The sequence below is a fragment of the Actinoallomurus liliacearum genome (assembly GCF_039542035.1).
Taxonomy (GTDB): domain Bacteria; phylum Actinomycetota; class Actinomycetes; order Streptosporangiales; family Streptosporangiaceae; genus Actinoallomurus; species Actinoallomurus liliacearum.
The window spans coordinates 383,778-403,754 of the sequence record NZ_BAABHJ010000008.1 but is presented as its reverse complement, the minus strand read 5'-3'; the positions used below and the strand labels follow the sequence as shown (position 1 = coordinate 403,754).

Sequence of the window (19,977 nt, the reverse complement as noted above, 5' to 3'; positions counted from 1 at the left end):
TCCCGGGGGTGGGGCCATGCGTCGATCGACGGTAACAGCGAATCGTGACCGATGGTAGACGGAACGTGATGACGCCTGGGTGGGGTACCGTCTGAACTGAACTATTGCCGACGACAGGGACGTCGCTGGTGCACGTGCACAACTCGCTGACGGAGCTCATCGGGGACACCCCCCTTGTACGCCTCCGCAACGTCACGACCGGAGCTCGGGCGCAGGTGCTCGCCAAGGTCGAATACTTCAATCCGGGCGGCTCGGTGAAGGACCGCATCGCCGTCCGGATGGTCGAGGCCGCCGAGGAGTCGGGCGCCCTCAAGCCGGGCGGCACGATCGTCGAACCCACCTCCGGCAACACCGGCGTCGGGCTCGCGATCGTGGCGCAGGAGAAGGGCTATCGGTGCGTCTTCGTCTGCCCGGACAAGGTGGCGAACGACAAGATCGCCGTCCTGCGCGCGTACGGGGCCGAGGTCGTGGTCTGCCCGACCGCCGTCTCACCCGACCACCCGGACTCCTATTACTCCGTCTCCGACCGGCTCGCCGCCGAGATCCCCGGAGCCTGGAAGCCCGACCAGTACGCCAACGCGAACAACCCGCGCTCGCACTACGAGACGACGGGGCCGGAGATCTGGGCGCAGACCGAGGGCCGGGTCACGCACTTCGTCGCGGGCATCGGCACCGGGGGCACCATCACCGGCACCGGCAAGTACCTCAAGGAGATCTCGGGCGGGCGCGTCAAGGTCATCGGCGCGGACCCGGAGGGCTCGGTCTACTCCGGCGGCACCGGTCGGCCGTACCTCGTCGAAGGCGTGGGCGAGGACATCTGGCCCGAGACCTACGACCGGGACATCTGCGACCAGGTCATCGCCGTGAGCGACAAGGACTCGTTCACCATGACCCGGCGGCTGGCCCGGGAGGAGGGGCTGCTCGTCGGCGGCTCCTGCGGGCTGGCGGTCGTGGCCGCGCTGCGCGTCGCGGCCGAGGCCGGCCCCGACGACGTGGTCGTCGTCCTGCTGCCCGACGGCGGGCGCGGCTACCTGTCGAAGATCTTCAACGACGACTGGATGGCGGACTACGGCTTCCTCAGCGCCGAGACCGAGGAGCCGCGCATCGCCGACGTGCTGGCCCGCAAGGCCTCCGTGCTGCCGGAGTTCGTGCACGTCCATCCGCACGAGACGGTCGGCACCGCCGTGGCGATCCTGCGGGAGTACGACGTCTCGCAGTTGCCCGTCATGAAGGAGGAGCCGCCGGTGATGGCCGCCGAGGTGGTCGGCTCCGTGGGCGAGCGCGACCTCCTGGCCGCCCTGGTCAGCGGCAAGGCGGGCCTCGAGGACCCGCTGCGGGACCACATGGCGCCGCCGCTGCCGATGGTCGGTTCGGGCGAGGGCGTGAGCAAGGCCGTGAGCGTCCTGGAGAACGCCGGTGCCGCCGTCGTCCTCGTCGACGGCAAACCGGCCGGTCTCATCACCCGGCAGGACCTGCTGGGCTTCCTCGCGAGCGGCTGACCCGGTCGCGCCGCCCGGCCGGGCGGCCGATGAACGACGAGGCCCCGGTGGCGCGACGAGCGCGCCACCGGGGCCTCGGTGCTTACCGGCCGATCAGACCCGTCGGCCGATCAGACCCGACGGTCGACCAGGTCGTACGGCTCGGCGGCCGGCGGCGGCTCCTTCGAGCGCCGGGCCGCGTCGCCGTGCCCGGGCCACCAGGCCTTGTGGCCCATCAGCGCCGTGATGGACGGCACGAAGAACGCCGACATCACGAAGGCGGACAGCAGGATGCCGATGGCGACACCGAAGCCGATCTCCGCCGACATCGAGTCGGGCGACAGGGTCAGGGCACCGAAGGTGCCCGCCAGGATCACACCGGCCGCCGCGACGGTCGGCCCGGCGTGCTGGATGCCGAGCTTGGCGGCCTGACGCGGGTCATGCCCCTCGCGTGCCTCCTCGCGGAGCCGGGCGATCATCAGGATGTTGTAGTCGGTGCCGATCGCCAGGACGAAGAGGTACAAGATGATCGGGAGCTGGAACATCAGCCCGTCCTTGCCCTCGATGCCCTGGAAGAGCCCGACGGTCGCGCCCAGCGTGGCCGTGAAGCCGAGCAGCACCGCGATCACCAGGTAGACCGGCGCGACCAGCGCGCGCAGCAGCAGCGCGAGGATCAGACCGATCAGCAGGACCGCCACGGGGAGGATGACCGACAGGTCGCGGTTGTTGATCGTGTTGATGTCGGCGAACACCGCGGTCGTGCCGCCCACCAGCACCTTGGTGCCGGGCGGGGCGTTCTGGTGCGCGAGGGCCCGGAAGGGGCCCTTGACCAGGCTGATCGCCTCGTTGGAGTTGGGGTTCAGCTTGAGGATGACGGTGATCTTGGCGACGCTCTGGTCCTGGCTGTACTGCGCCGGCGCCACCTGGCCGACGCCCTTGGCGCCCGCGAGGGACTGGTCGAACTTGTTCACCGCGGCCTTGTCGAGCGGGCCGTTGCCCTGGACGTACACCTCGGTGGGGGCGGTGAGACCCTGGGGCAGGCTCGCCCGCAGGTCCTTCATCGCCTTGGCCGACTCGGTGTTCTGCGGGGCCGAGGCCTGGAAGTCGTAGTCGGCCTTGAACGCCAGGGCGCCCGCGGCCAGGGCCACGAGGACGAGACCGGAGGCCAGCGCGGCGACGACCGGGCGACGGCCGACGCCGTTGCCGATCTTCACCCACAGGCCGGGCTTGGGCTCCTTCTTCCACGCCTTCGACGGCCAGAACACGAAGCGGCCCAGCAGCGAGACGATCGCGGGGACGAGCGTCAGCGACGTGACGAACATGACGGCGACGGCGATCGCCAGCTGCGGCCCCAGGGCGCCGAACGCCTTGAACGAGGCGAGCACCAGGACGATGAACGCGGCGATGACCGCGCCGGCGGCCGAGGCGATGGCCTCGCCGACCCGCTCGACGCTGGTGATCATCGCGGTCTTCTTGTCGTCGCCGGCCCGCAGGCGCTCGCGGTACCGGAACAGCAGGAACAGCATGTAGTCGGTACCGATGCCGTACAGGACGACCAGGATGATGACCGAGAAGCCCTGGTCGAAGCTGAGGTCGAACGCCTTCCCGATGAACGCGGTGACGGCGTTCGTCACCTGGGACACCAGGCCGATCACGATGATCGGCAGGAACGCCGCGATCGGGCTGCGGAAGATGATCAGGATCAGCACGATGATCAGGACGATCGTCGCCAGACCGATCAGCGCCATGGTCTGGTTGTTGGACTTCTCGTTGTCCAGGCTGGACGCGTAGTCGCCGGTGACGCCGTAGGCCAGTCCGCTGCCCTTCAGCTGGTCGGCGGTCACCGCGCGGACCTGCTTGACCGCGTTCTGGCCCGCCTTCTGCGTCTTGCTGTCGAAGCCGTTCGGCAGCATGACGACGATCAGCTGCACCTTGTGGTTCTGCGAGAGCGTCTGCTTCGGGTCGGTCATGACCCCCTGCACGCTCGGGATGGCCTTGGCCTGGATCGCCTTGGCCGCATCGCCGATCTTCTGCTGGTCGGCGCTGGTCAGCGAGCCCCCGTCGCTCCGCTTGACCACGACCATCTCCCGGCTGACCTTCTGGTCACCGCTCGGGAACGCCTTCTCCGCGAGGCTCGCCGCCGCGATCGACTCGTACTTCTTCGGCAGGAACGCCTGCTGGTCCGACTTGGTGGTCATTTTGGGGGCGAACACCACCAGGACGGCTGCCGCGACGAGCCACGCGACAATCGTCCACCATGGGTGTCTGACGACACCGCGCCCCAGCCATCCGAACACGGGTGGCTCCCCTTCGTAGAGTGTCTTCGAGTAACGCCCCGACGATATCCAGGTAAAACGGGCTTTGCCTCACCGTCGGAGTCGATTTCCGGTCTAGTCCCTACGGTGGAGACGGGTCATCCCCCGGTAGGGACGGCGCACCGTACGGATGCCCCTTGCGAGGCACTAACCTCGCGTGCATGGACGGTTTCAACCACGAGGCCGGCTTCGAGACCCTCGCCATTCACGCAGGTCAAGAGGCCGACCCCGCGACAGGGGCGGTCGTGCCGCCGATATATCAGGTGTCCACTTACAAGCAGGACGGCGTCGGCGGCCTGCGCGGTGGATACGAGTACAGCCGGTCGGCCAACCCGACCCGTACGGCGCTGGAGGAGTGCCTCGCCGCCCTCGAAGGCGGCGTGCGAGGGCTCGCGTTCGCCTCGGGCATGGCCGCCGAGGACACCCTGCTGCGGACGGTCTGCAAGCCGGGTGACCACGTGCTGATCCCCAACGACGCCTACGGCGGCACCTTCCGGCTGATCTCCAAGGTCCTCGCCCGGTGGGGCGTGGCGTACGACCCCGTGCCGCTGACCGACGTCCAGGCCGTGCGCGCCGCCGTACGCCCGGAGACGAAGCTCATCTGGGTGGAGACCCCGACGAACCCGCTGCTCGGCGTGGCCGACATCGCCGCGCTGGCGCACGTGGCACGGGAGGCCGGCGCCCGCCTCGTCGTGGACAACACCTTCGCCTCGCCGTACCTGCAGCGCCCGCTCGCCCTGGGCGCCGACGTCGTGGTCCACTCGACCACCAAGTACCTCGGCGGCCACTCCGACGTGGTCGGCGGCGCGCTGGTGGCGGCCGACGTCGAGCTGGCCCAGGAGCTGGCGTTCCACCAGAACGCCATGGGTGCGGTCGCCGGCCCGTTCGACGCGTGGCTCACCCTGCGCGGGATCAAGACGCTGGGCGTCCGCATGGACCGGCACTGCGCCAACGCCACCCGGATCGCCGAGTTCCTCACCCGGCACCCGAAGGTCGGCGCCGTGCACTACCCGGGCCTGCCGCAGGACCCGGGCCACGAGGTCGCGGCCAAGCAGATGCGGGCCTTCGGCGGCATGATCTCCTTCCGGCACGTCGACGGCGAGGACGCGGCCGTACGCGTCTGCGAGCGGGCCAAGGTGTTCACGCTCGGGGAGTCGCTCGGCGGCGTCGAGTCGCTGATCGAGCACCCGGGGCGCATGACGCACGCCTCCGCCGCCGGCTCGCCGCTGGAGGTGCCGGGCGACCTCGTACGCCTGTCGGTGGGCATCGAGGACGTCGACGACCTCCTCGCCGACCTGGAGCAGGCCCTGGAAGGCTAGGCGTTCCAGACCATCAGGACGAGGATCACGATCCAGATCAGCGCGACGACGCCGGAGAGCGTGGCGATCCGGCCGGTCTCCACCTTGGCGGGCTCGCCGAGTGGAGCCCGGGACGCGGGCTCCGGCGTCGCCGTGCCCGCGTCCGTCGCCGGCTCGGGGGCCGGGCCCTCGCCCGGCGCGGTGACGGCGTCCGTGCCGGCCGTCTCGGCCGCGGCGGTCTTCGCGGCCGGCGGCGGTGCGGCGGGCGTCGTCGCCGGGCGCCGCTCGGCCTGGGCCACCTCGAGCTTGTGCACCGCCTTGCGCTGATCGCGCTCGACGATGACCAGCAGCACCAGGGCGACGATGAACAGGGTCATCGACGCCGACAGCCACACCTTGTCGAACTGTCCCCGCGCCAGCAGCGCGCCCCAGAGGAAGATGCCCAGGCTGAGCAGGCCGTAGATGCGGGTGGCGCGGTTCAGGTAGCGCACGATGCCCGGCCGGCCCCCGCGGATGTAGCGAGGCGTCGCCATGGTGGCCGCGGTCAGCGGCCCCAACGCGAAGATCGCGAAGCCGATGTGCAGGATCATTAGCAGGCGATCAGCGCTCGACATGGTGTGAACTTAGCCCGAGGCCGTCAATTCAAACGCTCCGCTGACCCATACCGGACCCGCGGCCGGATCACCCGGCCCGGCCACGGCGGACCCGCAGATAGTCCCGCACGACGTACTCGCCCAGCCGGTCGGGCGTGGGCGCGAACACGCGTCCGCCGTTGCGCCGCGCGACCTCCTGGACGAACGAGACGAGGCGTTCGTCGTCGGCGAGCATGAAGATGTTCAGCGTCGCGCGCCGCCGGGTCATCTTGTCCACCTCGGCGAGCGTCAGCTCCAGCGTCTCGCGCGACGGCGGCCAGTCGAACGACGAACGGCCGTCCCGGAGCAGGTGCGCGGTCGGCTCGCCGTCCGTGATGATCAGCACGATCGGCTCGTGCTCCGGGTGCTTCTCCAGATGCCGCCCGGCGATCAGCAGCGCGTGGTGCAGGTTCGTGCCCTGCACCATGTCCCAGTCCAGGCCCGCCAGCTCGGTGGGCGGGAGCACCCGCGCGTAGTTGGAGAACCCGATCACCTGGATCGCGTCCTGCGGGTACTTGCTCGCCACCAGCGTGTGCAGCGCGAGCGCGGTCTGCTTGGCCGAACCCCACGTGCCGCGCAGCGCCATGGAGTACGACAGGTCGACGAGCAGGCATACCGCCGCCGCCGTACGGCGCTCCGTCTCGAGCACCTCGAAGTCGTCCACCGTCAGGCGCACGCCGGTCCCGCCGGAGCGGTGCTCGCCGCGGCGCAGGGCGTTCGACACCGTCCGTACGACGTCGATGGGCTGTTCGTCGCCGTGCCGCCAGGGCCGGCTCCCGCCCGTCAGCTCGCCGGCCTGCCCCGCGTCGGACTGGTCGTGGTCACCGCGCCGAGCGGTGTCCAACTGGGCGAACACCCGGCGCAGCGCGGTCTCCCCGAGGCGCCGCACCGCCTTCGGCGTCAGCTCCAGCGCCCCGCCCTTGCGCTTGAGGTAGCCCTGGCGTTCGAGCTCGGCCTCGATGCGGCGCAGCTCGGCGAGGTCGTCGACCGCCTGCCGGCCCAGGGCCCGGCGCACCGCCTCCTCGTCGATGTCGTCCAGCCGCGCGCCGGGGTAGTCCTGCCGCAGCGCGCCCTCCAGCTCCGCCAGGTCCCCGAGCTCCTCCAGCGCGGTCGTCGCGTCACCCATCGACATCGGGTCCTCGCCCGACATGCGCTCGGAGCCGGACCAGTCGAGATCGGGCCGGCGCTGCCGCAGCGAGGACGCCAGCCGCTGCATCTCCATGGCCAGCCCGGCGTCCTCCAGCGTCTGCGCCATCAACCCGGCCAGCTCCGCCCGTTGCTCCGGGGTGAGCGACGCGAGCAGCCGCTCCGTCGCCGCGGCCCGCCGCGCCAGCGAGTCGACGAGCTCCTCGAGGTTGCGCGGATCGTCCGGGAAGAACTCGCCGTACTCCCGCATGAACGCCTCGAAGTCCTCCTGGGTGTGCTCGCCCCGGGCGTCCTTCTCGAGCATGTCGTTGAGCGCGGCCATCATGTCCTTGACCCGCTGCATCGCGGCCGGGTCGGGGCTGCTCAGCGCCTGCTTCATGCCGCGGAACTGCGCGTCCAGCACGTCCCGGCGCAGCAGGTCCTTCAGCTCCTCGAACGTCCGCCGCGCGTCCGGCGACCGCCACTCGTACGACGCCAGCCGGCGCACCGCCTGCGCGGTGTCGGCCGGGAGCGTGTCGAGTTCGGCCTCCCGCAGCCGCGCGTCATCACTCGGGTCCGGGAACAGCGCGGTCCGCTCCTGCCCGATCGCCCGGTCGAGCAGGGACCGGGCCTCCTCCAGCGTGCCGTCGAGCCGGCCGCGGCCGCGCAGCTCCTGCCGGCGGGACCGGACCTGCCGCAGCAGGTCGTCCAGCCCGCGCCGGCGCTGCGCGCCGGGCAGCCCGCGGCGCAGCAGGTCGCGCAGCGCGTCACCGGGGTTCGTGCCCTCCAGCATCGAATCGCCCATGGCGTCCAGCGCGGCGCGCACGTCGTACGGAGGGGCGAGCGGGTCCGGCCCCTCGTGGTACGGACCGTAGCGGTATCCGGCCACGGCGACCTCCTCCCTCGCTACGTCCGGCCCTCACCGAGCCGGGGGCTCGCTCCGTCCCGGTCGGGCCCGACGCGGACCGCGTCGGGGAACCGGTCGGCACCGGAGCACGTCACGTCCGGTACGTGGTGGTCCCGTCCTCGGTGTCCTTGGACAGCCGGCGCATCAGGTAGAGCCCTTCCAGCGCGAACTCCAGCGCCGCCGCCGCGTGTCCCGGCGACTCGCCCTCCATGCCGAGGCCGTTCATGATGCGGGCCAGGCCGGACACCGGGCCGATGTGGTGCAGCAGGTCGGCCGCCGCCACCAGTTCACCGGAGTCGACCGTCGCGCCTCTGTCGAACCGGTCCAGCAGGCCGCTGAGGTCGACCGGGCCGAGCGTGCGCCGCCAGGTCTCCGCGACGGCCCTGCGGAGCAGGTGCGCCAGCACCTCCTCCTCCCGGCCCTCCTCGCTGACCTCGAACTCGACCTTGCCGAGCAGCGTCGGCACGATCGACGGCAGGTCGCACACGCGCGCCACCGGCTGCTCCTCACCGGCGAGGGCCGCGCGGCGCAGCGCGGAGGCCGCCACCGTCTCGGTCGCCGCGATCGCGAACCGGGCGGACACGCCGGACCGCGTGTCGACCGCCGGGGACTCGCGGACCAGCCGGGTGAACCGCGCGATGACCTCCATCAGGTGGACCGGAACCGCCGCCGCGACCTCGGCCTCCTGGCCGATCAGCACGAGCTCGTCGTCGACGTCCAGGGGGTAGTGCGTGCGGATCTCCGCGCCGAAGCGGTCCTTCAGCGGGGTGATGATGCGGCCGCGGTTCGTGTAGTCCTCCGGGTTGGCGCTGGCCACCAGCAGGACGTCCAGCGGCAGCCGCAGGTTGTAGCCGCGGATCTGCACGTCCCGCTCCTCCAGGACGTTCAGCAGCGACACCTGGATGCGCTCGGCGAGGTCGGGCAGCTCGTTCACGCAGAAGATCCCGCGGTTGGTGCGCGGGACCAGGCCGTAGTGCACGGTCTCCGGGTCCCCGAGCGTACGGCCCTCCGCGACCTTGATCGGGTCGATGTCGCCGATGAGGTCGCCGACACTCGTGTCCGGCGTGGCGAGCTTCTCGCCGTACCGCTCGTCCCGATGCTTCCAAGCGACGGGCAACTCGTCGCCCGCCTCGGCCGCCAGCCGGCGGCAGCGCACGCACACCGGGGCGTACGGGTGGTCGTTGATCTCACAGCCCTCGACGACCGGAGTCCACTCGTCCAGCAGCCCGCCGAGCGTACGGATCAGCCGCGACTTGCCCTGGCCGCGCTCGCCGAGGAGGACGAGGTCGTGCCCGGCGAGGAGCGCACGCTCGACATGCGGCAGAACCGTGTCGTCGAACCCGACGATGCCCGGGAACCGGGGCTCTCCGGAGCGCAGCCGCGCGAGCAGGTTGTGCCGGATCTCGGCCTTGACAGACCGGTGCACGTGGCCGCCCGCCCGAAGCTCACCGAGTGTCGTTGGTCGCGTATTCACTGTGGGTACCGCTCCTCACTCGCCGGACGACCGGCGTGGTGCAGCACATTGCTCCAGGTCAGAGAGATGCTCACCCGTCTCACTGGCTTCATGGGCGGCTCTTGCCTCACCGCCCACTCCGCTCGCTGCGTCGGGCTCGCTCGTGATGACCCTATGCCGGGAACTCCGCCGCCGCATCCGACCACGGGGCGCGTCGCGCTACGAAGTCGATCATTGACTCGTGGCTTCGTCAGATGGCTGTGGTAGACCGTAACCATCGGACCCATGGTGCAGGGGAGGGGGCGATGGCACGCTTCGGCGATGGGCTGGCGGTCGGGCCGGACCTGGTCGCGGCCGCGGAGTCCGCGGTGGCGCAGGCGGTGACGCCGCTGGACGGCCCTCCGGACCTGGTTTTCGTCTTCGTGTCCGCGTCGAGCCCGGAGGCCGTCGAGCCGGCGGCGCGGCGGGCGATGGAGATCGCGGGCACCCCCAACGTGATCGGCTGTGGCGCTTCCGGGGTGATCGGCGGCAGCCAGGGAGTCGAAGGGTCCAGCGCGGTGAGCGCCTGGGCGGCCCGGCTTCCGGAGGCCCGTATCGAGCCGTTCCGGCTGGAGACGCTGAAGTTCCCCGCCTCGGAGGGCGAGGCGATGGCGCGTCTGGCGGTCGTGGGCATGCCGCAGACCCGGGATGACGACGTCGTCGCGGTGCTGCTGGCCGATCCGTACAGCTTCCCGGTGGACGCGTTCGTCGAGCGGTCCGGGGAGGTGCTGCCCGGGCTCCCGCTCGTCGGCGGGCTGGCCACCGGCCAGGGCGGCCGCGGGACCACCCGGCTGTTCGCGGACGGGGAGATCGTCGACTCCGGGGCCGTCGGCGTGCTCCTCGGCGGGTCGCTGATGACGTCGACCGTGGTCAGCCAGGGCGCCCGGCCCATCGGCCCGACGATGGTGGTCACCAAGGCCGAGGAGAACATCCTGTACGAGCTGGCCGGCATGTCGGCGCTGGCCAAGCTCGAGGAGATCGTCTCCGGGCTGCCGGAGGACGAGCGCCGGCTGGTCGAGGCGGGGCTGCTGATCGGCGTGGCCATGGACGAGTACGCCGAGCGGCAGGAGCGCGGCGACTTCCTGGTCCGCGGCGTGATCGGCGCGGACCCCGAGGTGGGGGCGCTGGCCGCCGGGGAGATCATCGAGGTCGGCCGGACCGTGCGCTTCCACGTGCGCGACGCCGGCGCGGCGGACGAGGACCTCACCCACCTGCTGGCCGACCTGGACCTGGCGCCCATCGAGGGCGCGCTGCTGTTCTCGTGCACGGGGCGGGGCCGGGCGATGTTCGCCGGCTCCGACCATGACGTGCGCACGCTGCGCGACGTGCTCGGCGGGCCCGGCGTCGGCGGGTTCTTCGCCGCGGGGGAGATCGGGCCGGTCGCGGGGCGCAACCACGTACACAGCTTCACCGCGTCCATCCTGGCCTTCGGCCCCGGCGGCAAGGAGGGCCCGTGACCGACTGTGTCCTCGCGGTCGACGTCGGCGGCACCAAGCTGGCCGCCGCGCTGGTCGAGCCGGGCGGGCGGATCGCCGCGTACGAGCGCATCTCCACGCCGCAGCCGCCGCACGCCGACGCCGAGACCCTCTGGCGGACGGTGCTCAGCCTGATCGACCGGCTGCCCGCCGCGCGGCTCGCCGGCGTCGGGGTCGGGTGCGGCGGCCCGATGAGCTGGCCGAGCGGGAAGGTCTCGCCGCTCAACATTCCGGCGTGGCGGGGCTTCCCGCTGCGCGAGCGGTTGCAGGACCGCTACCCGGACCTGCCGGTCCGGATCCACAACGACGCGGTCGCGATGGCGGTCGGAGAGCACTGGCGCGGCGCGGGCCGCGGGCGCGGCGACATGCTGGGCATGGTCGTCTCGACCGGCGTCGGCGGCGGGCTGATCCTCGGCGGCCGCCTCGTCGACGGGGTGAGCGGCAACGCGGGCCATATCGGTCACGTGATCGTCGACCATGAGGGGCCGCCGTGCGAGTGCGGCGGTCGCGGCTGCCTGGAGGCCATCGCGCGGGGGCCCGGCCTGGCGGCCTGGGCGCGGGAGCAGGGCTGGCCGGGCGAGACCGGCAAGGACCTCGCCACCGACGCCGCCCGAGGACACCCCATCGCCGTCCGGGCGATGAACCGCGCGGGGTGGGCGCTCGGCGTGGCGATCGCCTCCGCGACGCACCTGTGCGACCTGGAGGTCGTGGCCATCGGCGGCGGCCTGTCTCAGGCGGGCCCGCTGCTGTTCCGGCCGCTCGAGGACACGCTACGGGCACACGCCCGGATGGACTTCGCCCGCCAGGTCCGAGTCGTCCCCGCCGCCCTGGGCCAGATGGCCGGCCTGATCGGCGCCGCCGCCTTCATCCTCGCCGAGGACCGTTACTGGACCGCGGATTAGGGTTCGCGTTCAAGCCCGGCGGCGGGCGAGGGCCTGGCCGGCGGGGAACTCGTTCGCCATGTTGCGCAACAGCCGGATGGTCTCCTCGAGCGGCTGGCCCGCGACGAGCCGTTCCAAGACGCCGTGCAGGTGGTCTTCGACGGTGACGACCCGGCGCTCCAGCCGCCGCCCTTCGGGGGTGAGGGTCAGCGTGACGTATCTGCGGTCGTGCGGGTCGGTGGTGCGCTCCAAAAGTCCCTGTCCCACCAGGCGGTCGACCAGGCGGCTGGGGCTCGCAGTGGTCTCGCAGACCAGCAGGTGGCCGAGAGCCGACAGTGTGAGGGGCCCATGGTCGTGCATCACCCGGAGTACCTCGCCCTGGGAGGGGGTCAAACCGAGCGGCCGTAGTTGTGCGGCGAGGATCCGGTTCCCTTCCCGCTGCACGGCCAGGATCAGGTACCGCAGTTCTTCAACGGGCTTCACGGTTCGCCCCCTCGCTCGCGTCTGCAATCGGACGACGGTGCAAAGGTTACACGACACGTATGTCATGACAAGTATTTGACCGAACCCTCTTGCGGACAACAGATGTCGTGACATCTAATGTCATGTAACACAACGAGGGAGAGTGCCATGAGCACGTCCGACCCCATCGCGGGAGTCTCGGTCATCAGCACCGGCAACGTCACGATCCGTCCCGAGCACGTCGGGCCGACGTGGAAGAACACCTACCTGTGGCTGGCCACATCCCGGCGCTGGACGGCCCCCCGGCCGATCAACGTCTACGTGATCGAACACCGCCAGGGCCTGGTGCTGTTCGACACCGGCCAGGATCGCGCCTCGGTCACCGATCCGGACTACTTCCCCGGCGGGGTCAACGGCCTGGTCTACTCGCGGCTGGCCAAGTTCGACATCGCTGCCGACGAGACATTGGCGGCCGGGCTGCGAGGGCTGGGTCACGCCGTCCAGAACGTCCACACCGCGGTCCTTTCCCACCTGCATCAGGACCACATCGGTGGTCTCCCGCTGCTGGGTGACTCCCAGATCGTGGTCAGCCGATCCGAATGGGAGTCACTGCACCGGCCGCTGCGCCGTGCCCGCGGTCTGCTGACCGACCACATCGACCTGCCCGGCCTGCGGTGGAAGCGCATCACGATGGAAGGCCTCGCCGACCCCGCGCTCGCGCCGTTCCAGCACGGGCACGACCTGTTCGGCGACGGCAGCCTGGTGCTGCTGCCCACCCCCGGCCACACCCCCGGTTCCCTGTCGATGCTCGTGCGCCGCCCCGGCCGCCGACCGCTCCTCATGGTCGGTGACCTCACCTACGACGACCGGCTCCTGGCCCAAGGAGAACTCCCCGGCGTCGGCGGCAAGCGGCAGATGCGCACCGCCACCGGGATGGTCAACCAACTCCGCAGCCGGCTTCCCGGACTGGTCGTGCTGCCGGCACACGACCCCGAGGCAGGGCGGCGGCTGACCGCCGCCCTCGACAGCCCCCCGGTCGGCGGCTGACCGCCGCCCTCGCCCCCGGCCCGGCGGCCGACCGCCGCCCTCGACAGCCCCCGACCACCGACCCTCCGCATGCCCCCAGGAGCCAGAATGAGCTTTCAGATCTCACTGGACATCAACCGCCCCAGTGACACCGTGTTCGCCTTCATCGCCGACTTCCGCACAATGCCTCGCTGGTACGAAGCCGTTACCCAGGTCACCGCCCTTACCCCGGCCTTCTCCGGAAACGGCGCACGATTCCGCACGGTGCGCTCGCTGCCCGGTGGCCCCGCCCACAACGAGGTCGAGGTCACCACCCACATCCCGGGCGAACAGGTCACCTTCGCCTCCACCAGTGGCCCCACACCCTTCCGCTACCACTACCGGGTCGAACCGACCGCAGCAGGCACCAGGCTGACACTCGAGGCACAGATCAGCGGAACGGGCCTGCCCCACCCCCTCAGCGGCATCGCCGAACACTTGTTCAAACAAGGAATGAAAAAGAACCTGCACACCCTCCGGCGGATCCTCGAATCCACACCATGACGGCATCCACCACCGTCACGAAGACCCGGCTCCGACCGGCCTGGCCCCTGATATGCCACCGCTTCGGCGGAGCCCTGAACGCGCCCCACACCGACGCCACGAACCTGGTGGGATGAGTGCCCGATCCCTGCCGTGGGAGACTCGGGGCATGAGCGGTCCCGTCAGCGTAGATGAGGTCCGTGCGGCTCGCGAGGTACTACGCGAGGTCGCCGTGACGACCCCGATCCTGGAGTCCCGGTCGCTGTCGGCGAAGGTCGGCGGCCCGGTCCTGCTCAAGGCCGAGAACCTTCAGCGCGCGGGGTCGTTCAAGGCGCGCGGAGCGTACGTCCGCATCGCCCGCCTCAGCGCGGAGGAGCGGGCGCGCGGCGTTGTCGCGGCGAGCGCCGGGAACCACGCGCAGGGCGTCGCGCTGGCCGCCACGCTGCTCGGCTGCCGGAGCGTCGTCTTCATGCCGGAAGGCGCCCCGCTGCCGAAGGTCGCCGCGACCCGGGCGTACGGCGCGGAGGTCGTGTTCGGCGGACCGGGCGTGGACGCCTGCCTGGCGACCGCCAAGGCGTACGCCCACGACAACGAGGCCGTCTTCATCCACCCGTTCGACCATCCCGACGTGGTCGCCGGGCAGGGCACGGTGGGCTTGGAGATCCTCGAGCAGTGCCCGGAGGTCCGCACGATCGTGGTGCCGGTCGGGGGCGGCGGCCTGATCGCGGGGATCGCCGCGGCCGTGAAGGAACTGCGTCCGGACGTACGGGTCGTCGGCGCCCAGGCCGAGCGCGCGGCGGCCTTCCCGCCGTCACTGGCCGCCGGACGCCCCGTGTCCGTGGAGCCGGCCGGCACCATGGCCGACGGCATCGCGGTCGGCCGACCGGGCGACCTCACCTTCGAACTGATCTCCAAGCTCGTCGACTCGGTCGTCACCGTCTCTGAGGAGATGATCTCCCGAGCCCTGCTCAACTGCCTGGAACGTTCGAAACAGGTCGTCGAGCCCGCCGGCGCGGTCGGCGTCGCCGCGCTCCTGGACCGGCCACAGATGTTCGAGCCGCCCGTGGTGACGGTGCTGTCCGGCGGCAACATCGACCCGCTGCTGCTGTCGAAGGTGCTCCGCCACGGGCTGGCGGTGGCCGGTCGCTACCTGATGTTCCGCGTCCGGCTCCCGGACCGGCCCGGCGCGCTCGTCACGCTGCTGAGCGAGCTGGCCGAACTGGGCGTCAACGTCCTGGACGTCGTCCACCAGCGGACCGCCGCCCGGTTGAACATCGACGAGGCCGAGGTGTCGCTGCACCTGGAGACCCGCGGCCCGGACCACTGCGACGAGGTCCTCGGCCGCCTCCGCGCCGAGGGCTACACCCTCAGCTTCAGCTGACGTCCGCCGCCGCCGCGCTCTGGCCTCCCGCCCGCCGCGCCGGGTCGGGCGGCCTGGTCGGTGGTCTGGCCGACCCGCCCTGTCGCGCGGCACTGTCAGCCCGATCCGTGTCCGCCCCGAGACGCCGATAGTAGAATTCACGAACTAGTTGTGTTCTGAAACTACTGGAGGGGTTGTGGCTGATCGTACCGGACATGTCACGTTCCAGCACGGCCAGGCGTTCCTCGCCGCGATCTCCGAACGATGGAGCTATCAGATCCTGCGGGAGGTGTTCTTCGGTGTCCGCCGATTCGGTGAGCTCAAGCGCACCCTCGGCATCTCGGCGAACATCCTCACGTCGCGTCTTAATGATCTGACCGAGCTGGGTCTGCTGTCCAGGCGCGCCTACCGTTCCGACAAGCCGTGGTACGAGTACGAACTCACCGAGGCCGCCCGCGAGCTGGTCGTCCCGGCCATCGTGGCGATCACCCGTTGGGCGGAGGGCCACGCGACCGGGGGAGAAGAGGCTCGCCGCCCGCTGGTGCACACGGCCTGCGGCGGTGAGACCGACCCCTATCTCGCCTGCAGCGCCTGCCACCAGCCGATCGTGGCTTCGACCCTGCTGCCGCTCGGCGTCCAGGAGGAGGAAGTGAAGGGGGTTTCATCGCAGACCAACTAGTTGCAACGATGAACTAGTAGCAATAAAGTACTAGTCATGGCTCCGTCGCGTGAAAGGACGACTGGTCATGACGACAAGCTGGCTTGATGAGGTCACCGAGCAACTGATCCCCACCTCCCTCGGGCTGATCAACGTGCGCGAGGGAGGCCGGCCCGACGGCCCGGCCATGGTCTGCTGGCCCAGCCTGATGATGGACGGCACCATGTGGCGCTATCAGTACGAGCACTTCGCCCCCCGCCACCGCATGGTGCTCATCGACAGCCCGGGGCACGGCAGGTCCGACGCCCTTCGCAAGATCATCGATCTCAGGGACTGTGCGGACGCGCTGGTCGAGATCCTCGACAGCCTCGCGATCGACAAGTGCGTGCTCATGGGCAACAGCTGGGGCGGCATGCTCGCCGGGGTCTTTCCCGCCTACCACCCCGAGCGCACCGCGGCGGCGATCGGCATCAACTGCACCGCCTCACTGCCCACGATGTTCGAGAGCATCTGGGCCACCGCTCTGGCGACCTACCTCTCGCTGCACGCCAAGATGCCGCCACTGGCCGCCAGGGCCGCGCGCGCGGCGTTCGCCGGCCCGACCGCGGAGGCCACCAACCCGGAGTTCCTGAAGTTCACCGACTTCGTCCTGCGCGACGACCCCAAATCCGTGGCATGGGCGTTGCGCAGCATCCTCATCGGCCGCAAGGACGAGCACCGCCGGCTGGCCACCATCAGGAACATCCCGGTCCTGATCATCGCCGGTGAAGAGGACAGCCAGTTCCCGGTGCACGCCGTGCGCAAGATGGCGGACGCCATCGAGGGCAGCACGTTCCGCGTGCTGCTTCACACCGGCCACCTGGCGGCGCGCGAGAACCCCGACGCCGTCAACGCCGAGATCGACGCCTTCCTTGCCGCTCTGCCCGCCACCGTCTGAAGGAGCCGACCATGACCCACGACGCGACCCCGGCCACGACGCCGGACTGGATCCTGCAGATCATGCGCGAGATCGACACCCTTGAGTTCGGAGAAGGGTTCGCGCACATGACCGAGGACACCGAGATGTTCTTCGGCACCGCGCATGTCCGCGGCGCCGAGGCCATCAAGGCGTTCTTCGTCAAGATCGACGAACCGCTGAACATCACCCACGACGTCCTCGAATGCTGGAGCGCCGACGGCGTCGTGTTCCTGCACGGCGAGGCGACCATGGCCAAGAAGACCGAACCGGACCACATGGTGCGCGCCCCCTTCATGCACATCTACTACCTCGACGATGGACAACCGCTCCGCATTCGAAGCATTCGCATCACCGCCGGGCCGCTGGAAACCGACACGGTGATGTGACACCACGCGCCGACAGGCCGGCGGATGACGCCGGCGTCGGCCCCGGCCGTGCTCCCTGGCAATCACTGCGCTCTAGATGCAGTGAATACCAGCGCAACGCCTTGAGCCGTCTCCCAGGAGCGGACATACGGGGCGTACCTTCGTCGGATGTCGAGGATCACGGCCTCGATGCGGAGCATCGAGTCGACCCGGCACCATCCGAGCTCCAGGTAGCGCCAGTGAAGGAGCCAGTAACAGCGCATCGATGGATCGAATGCGATTATCCATTCGGAGAACCGTGCCTTGATGTGCTCGATGGTGAGGGTGGTGTCGATCACGAGTACCTCCGCACCATCGCCCAGACGACCTTCCCTCCCGAAGCGCTCGGGGAGGTCCCGTGCCGATACGAGCAGCTCCTGACGATCGCGAGGCCGCGTCCTTTTTCGCCGGCCAGGGTCGGGCGCTGTCGTCGGGGTAGCTCGTTCGCGGGGTCGTAGACATAGATGGCGACGAGGTCCTTGATCGGGAAGATCGATATGTCGATCTGTTTTCCGGGAGCCGCGGCGATCGCGTTCGTGGCCAATTCGGAGACGATCAATTCTCCGTCGTCGATCGTGCTGGGGTTACAGCCGAGGCTGTCGAGTGTTGTGCGCGCGAAGGCGCGGGCGCGCTTGGCCTCTTTGGGGTCACCCATGATCGTTAGGGTCCGGATGTCGTTCGGCTCTGTGGGCAGTTGGCGCATGGGACGGCTCCCGCCTTGAATGGCCTGCCTTTCTGCAAGCTCTGTCCACAGTGCCGACATGCGCTACGCTCCGGAATTGAACGGTCACAACGCGCAGAGAATTCGTGGCAACTCACGGAGCCGACGAGAGATATCTAGAGTCGGACAGAAAGGTATCGACATGGGCAATCCCCCGAGCCCGGCCCTGATCAAGCTCGCAGCGGCGATCCGGCGGAACCGGAAGCGGACGGGATACACACAGGTCGAGCTGGCCAAGGAGATCCCCTGCTCGGACAAGACGATCAGCGCGATCGAGACGGGGCGGGAGCGCCCCTCGCGAGAGATGGTCGCCGCGATAGAACGCGCGCTCCAAACCTCGGACGGCGCACTGGTCGATCTCTTCGATCTCCTCGAACAGGAGAGCCTTCCCCGCTGGATACGCGACTGGCTGATCGAAGAACGCCGGGCGTCCCGGCTCCGGTCGTTCCAACTCGCGATCATGCCCGGTCTGCTGCAGACCGAGGACTACGCGCGGGTCCTCCTCGGCGGGAACGAGGCGGCGGTGCAGACGCGAATGGAGCGCCAGGCGCTTCTCTCGGCGGACCCGCCGCCGAAACTGCACTTCGTCATCGACGAAGCGGTTCTCTACCGCGACAAGGGCGGCCCGAAGGTGATGCACGAGCAGCTCCTGCGGCTCGTCGACAGCGTTTCCGAGCACGTCACCGTGCAGGTCGTCCCCTCCGACGCCAGCCCGCGACTGTCGGGGGCCTTTACAATCGGGACGATCGACGGTAGTGAGGTGGGTTATATAGACACGGCCGTTCGCGGGATCGTCACCGGCAACCACGAGGACATAGCCGCCTTAGAGGATGTGTGGGAGACGATCCGTACCCATGCCCTTTCCCAGCGAGAGTCGTTGGACTTCATCAGGAGAACGGCGGAAGAGAGATGGACGTGAACGACGCGCAGTGGCGGAAGTCTAAGCGCAGCAGTGACAACGGCGGCGACTGCGTCGAGGTGACCGTGCTCGACGGCGAGTGATCGGCCGGCGGCGGCCGCGGATGGACTCGCGGCCGCGCCGGACGTCTTTCGGGGCGGCAGGAGGCGTGCGTATGGAGCAGGGATCCGCGGCCCCGGACGTGTTCGAGGCGGCGCGGCTCGGGCCGTTGACCCTTCGGAACCGGGTCATCAAGGCGGCGACGTTCGAGGGGATGACGAAGGGCGCCGTCGTCACCGATCAGCTCATCGAGTTCCACCGGCGGCATGCGGCGGGCGGGGTCGGCATGACGACGGTGGCGTACTGCGCGGTGGCGCCGGAGGGCCGTACCGAGCGGCATCAGATCTGGATGCGTCCGGAGGCGCTGCCGGGTCTGCGGCGGCTGACCGACGCGGTGCACGCCGAGGGTGCGGCGATCTCGGCTCAGCTCGGGCACGCCGGGCCCGTGGCGAACGGCAGGTCCAACGGCGTCCCGTCGCTGGCTCCGTCCGGCGGGTTCAATCCACAGAGCATGCGGATGAACCGCAAGGCCACTCCGGCCGACATCGAGCGGGTCACCAAGGCGTACGGCGACGCGGCGTTACTGGCGATCGAGGCGGGGTTCGACGCGGTCGAGATCCACCTGGGCCACAACTACCTCGCCAGTGCGTTCCTCAGCCCGAGGCTCAACAAGCGCCGGGACGAGTACGGCGGATCACTCGAAGGCCGGGCGAAGGTGGCGCTCGGCATCGCACGGGCCGTACGGGACGCCGTCGGGGACCGGATCGCCGTCCTCGCGAAGTTCAACATGGACGACGGCGTACCGGGTGGGTTCTGGCTGGACGAGAGCCTGCAGGTCGCCCAGTGGCTGGAGCGCGACGGCGGCGTCGACGCGCTGGAGCTGACGGTGGGCAGTTCGCTGCTCAACCCGATGTACCTGTTCCGGGGCGACGCGCCGCTCCGGGAGTTCGCCGGGGCGTTCCCCCAGCCGCAGCGGCTGGGCATCGCGCTGGTCGGCGGGCGTTTCCTGCGGAGCTATCCCTACCAGGAGGCGTTCCTGCTGGACAGCGCCCGCCAGTTCCGCGCCGCCCTGAGACTGCCCCTGGTGCTGCTGGGCGGCATCACCGAGCGGGCGACGATGGACCGCGCGATGGCCGAGGGCTTTCAGTTCGTCGCCATGGCCCGCGCGCTGCTCCGCGAGCCCGACCTCGTCAACCGCATTCGCAAGGATCCCGCAACGCGGTCGCTGTGCATCCACTGCAACAAGTGCATGCCGACCATCTTCCGCGGCACTCACTGCGTACTCGCCTGAACACCGGCGGCCCC

General features: G+C 70.1%; 20 protein-coding genes. 13 read left to right on the top strand and 7 right to left on the bottom strand.

What is annotated here, in order from left to right:
• Positions 1-128 precede the first annotated feature (128 nt).
• On the top strand, positions 129-1,499 hold the full coding sequence (locus tag ABD978_RS16620) for a cystathionine beta-synthase (protein WP_345354514.1): 1,371 nt from the start codon (positions 129-131) through the stop codon (positions 1,497-1,499).
• 110 nt (positions 1,500-1,609) lie between these two features.
• Here the strand turns inward: ABD978_RS16620 and ABD978_RS16615 are convergent, their stop codons facing one another.
• Positions 1,610-3,775 carry an MMPL family transporter gene (locus ABD978_RS16615; RefSeq protein ID WP_345354512.1) on the bottom strand — a complete coding sequence of 722 codons (2,166 nt, stop codon included), beginning with the start codon at positions 3,773-3,775 and terminating at the stop codon, positions 1,610-1,612.
• A gap of 179 nt (positions 3,776-3,954) precedes the next feature.
• Here ABD978_RS16615 and ABD978_RS16610 point away from each other — a divergent pair, with 179 nt between their 5' ends.
• Positions 3,955-5,112 (top strand): cystathionine gamma-synthase, encoded by a 1,158-nt coding sequence (locus tag ABD978_RS16610; protein ID WP_345354510.1) that lies wholly within the window; start codon positions 3,955-3,957, stop codon positions 5,110-5,112.
• Here ABD978_RS16610 and ABD978_RS16605 read toward each other — a convergent pair.
• From ABD978_RS16605 to ABD978_RS16595, 3 genes are all read right to left on the bottom strand, one after another.
• Positions 5,109-5,705 carry a hypothetical protein gene (locus tag ABD978_RS16605; RefSeq protein WP_345354508.1) on the bottom strand — a complete coding sequence of 199 codons (597 nt, stop codon included), beginning with the start codon at positions 5,703-5,705 and terminating at the stop codon, positions 5,109-5,111. The two genes, ABD978_RS16610 and ABD978_RS16605, sit on opposite strands and share 4 nt — an antisense overlap.
• Positions 5,706-5,772: 67 nt before the next feature.
• Positions 5,773-7,737, bottom strand: a complete 1,965-nt coding sequence (locus ABD978_RS16600) for a VWA domain-containing protein (RefSeq protein WP_345354506.1) — start codon at positions 7,735-7,737, stop codon at positions 5,773-5,775.
• Between the two features lie 109 nt (positions 7,738-7,846).
• On the bottom strand, positions 7,847-9,229 hold the full coding sequence (locus ABD978_RS16595; protein ID WP_345354504.1) for a sigma 54-interacting transcriptional regulator: 1,383 nt from the start codon (positions 9,227-9,229) through the stop codon (positions 7,847-7,849).
• A gap of 284 nt (positions 9,230-9,513) precedes the next feature.
• Here ABD978_RS16595 and ABD978_RS16590 point away from each other — a divergent pair, with 284 nt between their 5' ends.
• Together ABD978_RS16590 and ABD978_RS16585 are read left to right on the top strand one after the other, a co-directional pair.
• Positions 9,514-10,704 carry an FIST signal transduction protein gene (locus tag ABD978_RS16590; protein WP_345354502.1) on the top strand — a complete coding sequence of 397 codons (1,191 nt, stop codon included), beginning with the start codon at positions 9,514-9,516 and terminating at the stop codon, positions 10,702-10,704.
• Positions 10,701-11,624, top strand: coding sequence for an ROK family protein (locus ABD978_RS16585; protein ID WP_345354500.1), 924 nt, complete (start codon positions 10,701-10,703; stop codon positions 11,622-11,624). Before ABD978_RS16590 ends, ABD978_RS16585 begins: the two co-directional genes overlap by 4 nt.
• A gap of 9 nt (positions 11,625-11,633) precedes the next feature.
• Here the strand turns inward: ABD978_RS16585 and ABD978_RS16580 are convergent, their stop codons facing one another.
• Positions 11,634-12,086: a MarR family winged helix-turn-helix transcriptional regulator gene (locus tag ABD978_RS16580; protein WP_345354498.1), complete on the bottom strand. Its 453-nt coding sequence runs from the start codon at positions 12,084-12,086 to the stop codon at positions 11,634-11,636.
• Between the two features lie 147 nt (positions 12,087-12,233).
• On the opposite strand from ABD978_RS16580, the gene ABD978_RS16575 reads away from it, so the two are divergent.
• The 6 genes from ABD978_RS16575 to ABD978_RS16550 all read left to right on the top strand — a co-directional run bounded on the left by ABD978_RS16575 (position 12,234) and on the right by ABD978_RS16550 (position 16,975).
• Entirely contained in the window at positions 12,234-13,112 is an 879-nt protein-coding gene (locus ABD978_RS16575) for an MBL fold metallo-hydrolase (protein ID WP_345354496.1), read from the top strand.
• Between the two features lie 87 nt (positions 13,113-13,199).
• The gene (locus tag ABD978_RS16570) at positions 13,200-13,634 is read left to right on the top strand and encodes an SRPBCC family protein (protein WP_345354494.1); all 435 of its coding nucleotides are present in this window, start codon (positions 13,200-13,202) and stop codon (positions 13,632-13,634) included.
• Positions 13,635-13,782: 148 nt separating this feature from the next.
• Positions 13,783-14,994, top strand: coding sequence for a threonine ammonia-lyase (ilvA, locus tag ABD978_RS16565; protein ID WP_345354493.1), 1,212 nt, complete (start codon positions 13,783-13,785; stop codon positions 14,992-14,994).
• Between the two features lie 175 nt (positions 14,995-15,169).
• A complete protein-coding gene (locus ABD978_RS16560) occupies positions 15,170-15,652 on the top strand; it encodes a winged helix-turn-helix transcriptional regulator (RefSeq protein WP_345354491.1) in 483 nt (160 codons plus the stop codon).
• A 67-nt stretch (positions 15,653-15,719) separates the two neighbouring features.
• Positions 15,720-16,568: an alpha/beta fold hydrolase gene (locus ABD978_RS16555; protein ID WP_345354489.1), complete on the top strand. Its 849-nt coding sequence runs from the start codon at positions 15,720-15,722 to the stop codon at positions 16,566-16,568.
• Between the two features lie 11 nt (positions 16,569-16,579).
• The gene (locus tag ABD978_RS16550) at positions 16,580-16,975 is read left to right on the top strand and encodes a nuclear transport factor 2-like protein (protein ID WP_345354487.1); all 396 of its coding nucleotides are present in this window, start codon (positions 16,580-16,582) and stop codon (positions 16,973-16,975) included.
• Between the two features lie 62 nt (positions 16,976-17,037).
• Here the strand turns inward: ABD978_RS16550 and ABD978_RS16545 are convergent, their stop codons facing one another.
• Together ABD978_RS16545 and ABD978_RS16540 are read right to left on the bottom strand one after the other, a co-directional pair.
• Complete coding sequence (locus tag ABD978_RS16545; protein ID WP_345354485.1) at positions 17,038-17,292, bottom strand: hypothetical protein; 255 nt, start codon at positions 17,290-17,292, stop codon at positions 17,038-17,040.
• Positions 17,289-17,696: an ATP-binding protein gene (locus ABD978_RS16540; protein ID WP_345354483.1), complete on the bottom strand. Its 408-nt coding sequence runs from the start codon at positions 17,694-17,696 to the stop codon at positions 17,289-17,291. Before ABD978_RS16540 ends, ABD978_RS16545 begins: the two co-directional genes overlap by 4 nt.
• Before the next feature lie 160 nt (positions 17,697-17,856).
• Here ABD978_RS16540 and ABD978_RS16535 point away from each other — a divergent pair, with 160 nt between their 5' ends.
• The 3 genes from ABD978_RS16535 (at position 17,857) to ABD978_RS16525 (ending at position 19,963) form a co-directional block, all read left to right on the top strand.
• Positions 17,857-18,633, top strand: a complete 777-nt coding sequence (locus tag ABD978_RS16535; protein WP_345354481.1) for a helix-turn-helix domain-containing protein — start codon at positions 17,857-17,859, stop codon at positions 18,631-18,633.
• On the top strand, positions 18,624-18,716 hold the full coding sequence (locus ABD978_RS16530; RefSeq protein WP_345354479.1) for a DUF397 domain-containing protein: 93 nt from the start codon (positions 18,624-18,626) through the stop codon (positions 18,714-18,716). The genes ABD978_RS16535 and ABD978_RS16530 overlap by 10 nt, the downstream gene beginning before the upstream one ends.
• A gap of 71 nt (positions 18,717-18,787) precedes the next feature.
• Entirely contained in the window at positions 18,788-19,963 is a 1,176-nt protein-coding gene (locus ABD978_RS16525; protein WP_345354477.1) for an NADH:flavin oxidoreductase, read from the top strand.
• Positions 19,964-19,977: the final 14 nt, after the last annotated feature.

Excerpts from the sequence above, each read along its gene's own strand:
- ABD978_RS16555 (WP_345354489.1), top strand. The coding sequence starts at position 15,720 with ATGACGACAAGCTGGCTTGATGAGGTCACCGAGCAACTGATCCCCACC.
- ABD978_RS16605 (WP_345354508.1), bottom strand. The coding sequence starts at position 5,705 with ATGTCGAGCGCTGATCGCCTGCTAATGATCCTGCACATCGGCTTCGCG.
- ABD978_RS16540 (WP_345354483.1), bottom strand. The coding sequence starts at position 17,696 with ATGCGCCAACTGCCCACAGAGCCGAACGACATCCGGACCCTAACGATC.
- ABD978_RS16590 (WP_345354502.1), top strand. The coding sequence starts at position 9,514 with ATGGCACGCTTCGGCGATGGGCTGGCGGTCGGGCCGGACCTGGTCGCG.
- ABD978_RS16575 (WP_345354496.1), top strand. The coding sequence starts at position 12,234 with ATGAGCACGTCCGACCCCATCGCGGGAGTCTCGGTCATCAGCACCGGC.
- ABD978_RS16570 (WP_345354494.1), top strand. The coding sequence starts at position 13,200 with ATGAGCTTTCAGATCTCACTGGACATCAACCGCCCCAGTGACACCGTG.
- ABD978_RS16530 (WP_345354479.1), top strand. The coding sequence starts at position 18,624 with ATGGACGTGAACGACGCGCAGTGGCGGAAGTCTAAGCGCAGCAGTGAC.
- ABD978_RS16525 (WP_345354477.1), top strand. The coding sequence starts at position 18,788 with ATGGAGCAGGGATCCGCGGCCCCGGACGTGTTCGAGGCGGCGCGGCTC.
- ABD978_RS16535 (WP_345354481.1), top strand. The coding sequence starts at position 17,857 with ATGGGCAATCCCCCGAGCCCGGCCCTGATCAAGCTCGCAGCGGCGATC.
- ABD978_RS16610 (WP_345354510.1), top strand. The coding sequence starts at position 3,955 with ATGGACGGTTTCAACCACGAGGCCGGCTTCGAGACCCTCGCCATTCAC.
- ilvA (WP_345354493.1), top strand. The coding sequence starts at position 13,783 with ATGAGCGGTCCCGTCAGCGTAGATGAGGTCCGTGCGGCTCGCGAGGTA.
- ABD978_RS16550 (WP_345354487.1), top strand. The coding sequence starts at position 16,580 with ATGACCCACGACGCGACCCCGGCCACGACGCCGGACTGGATCCTGCAG.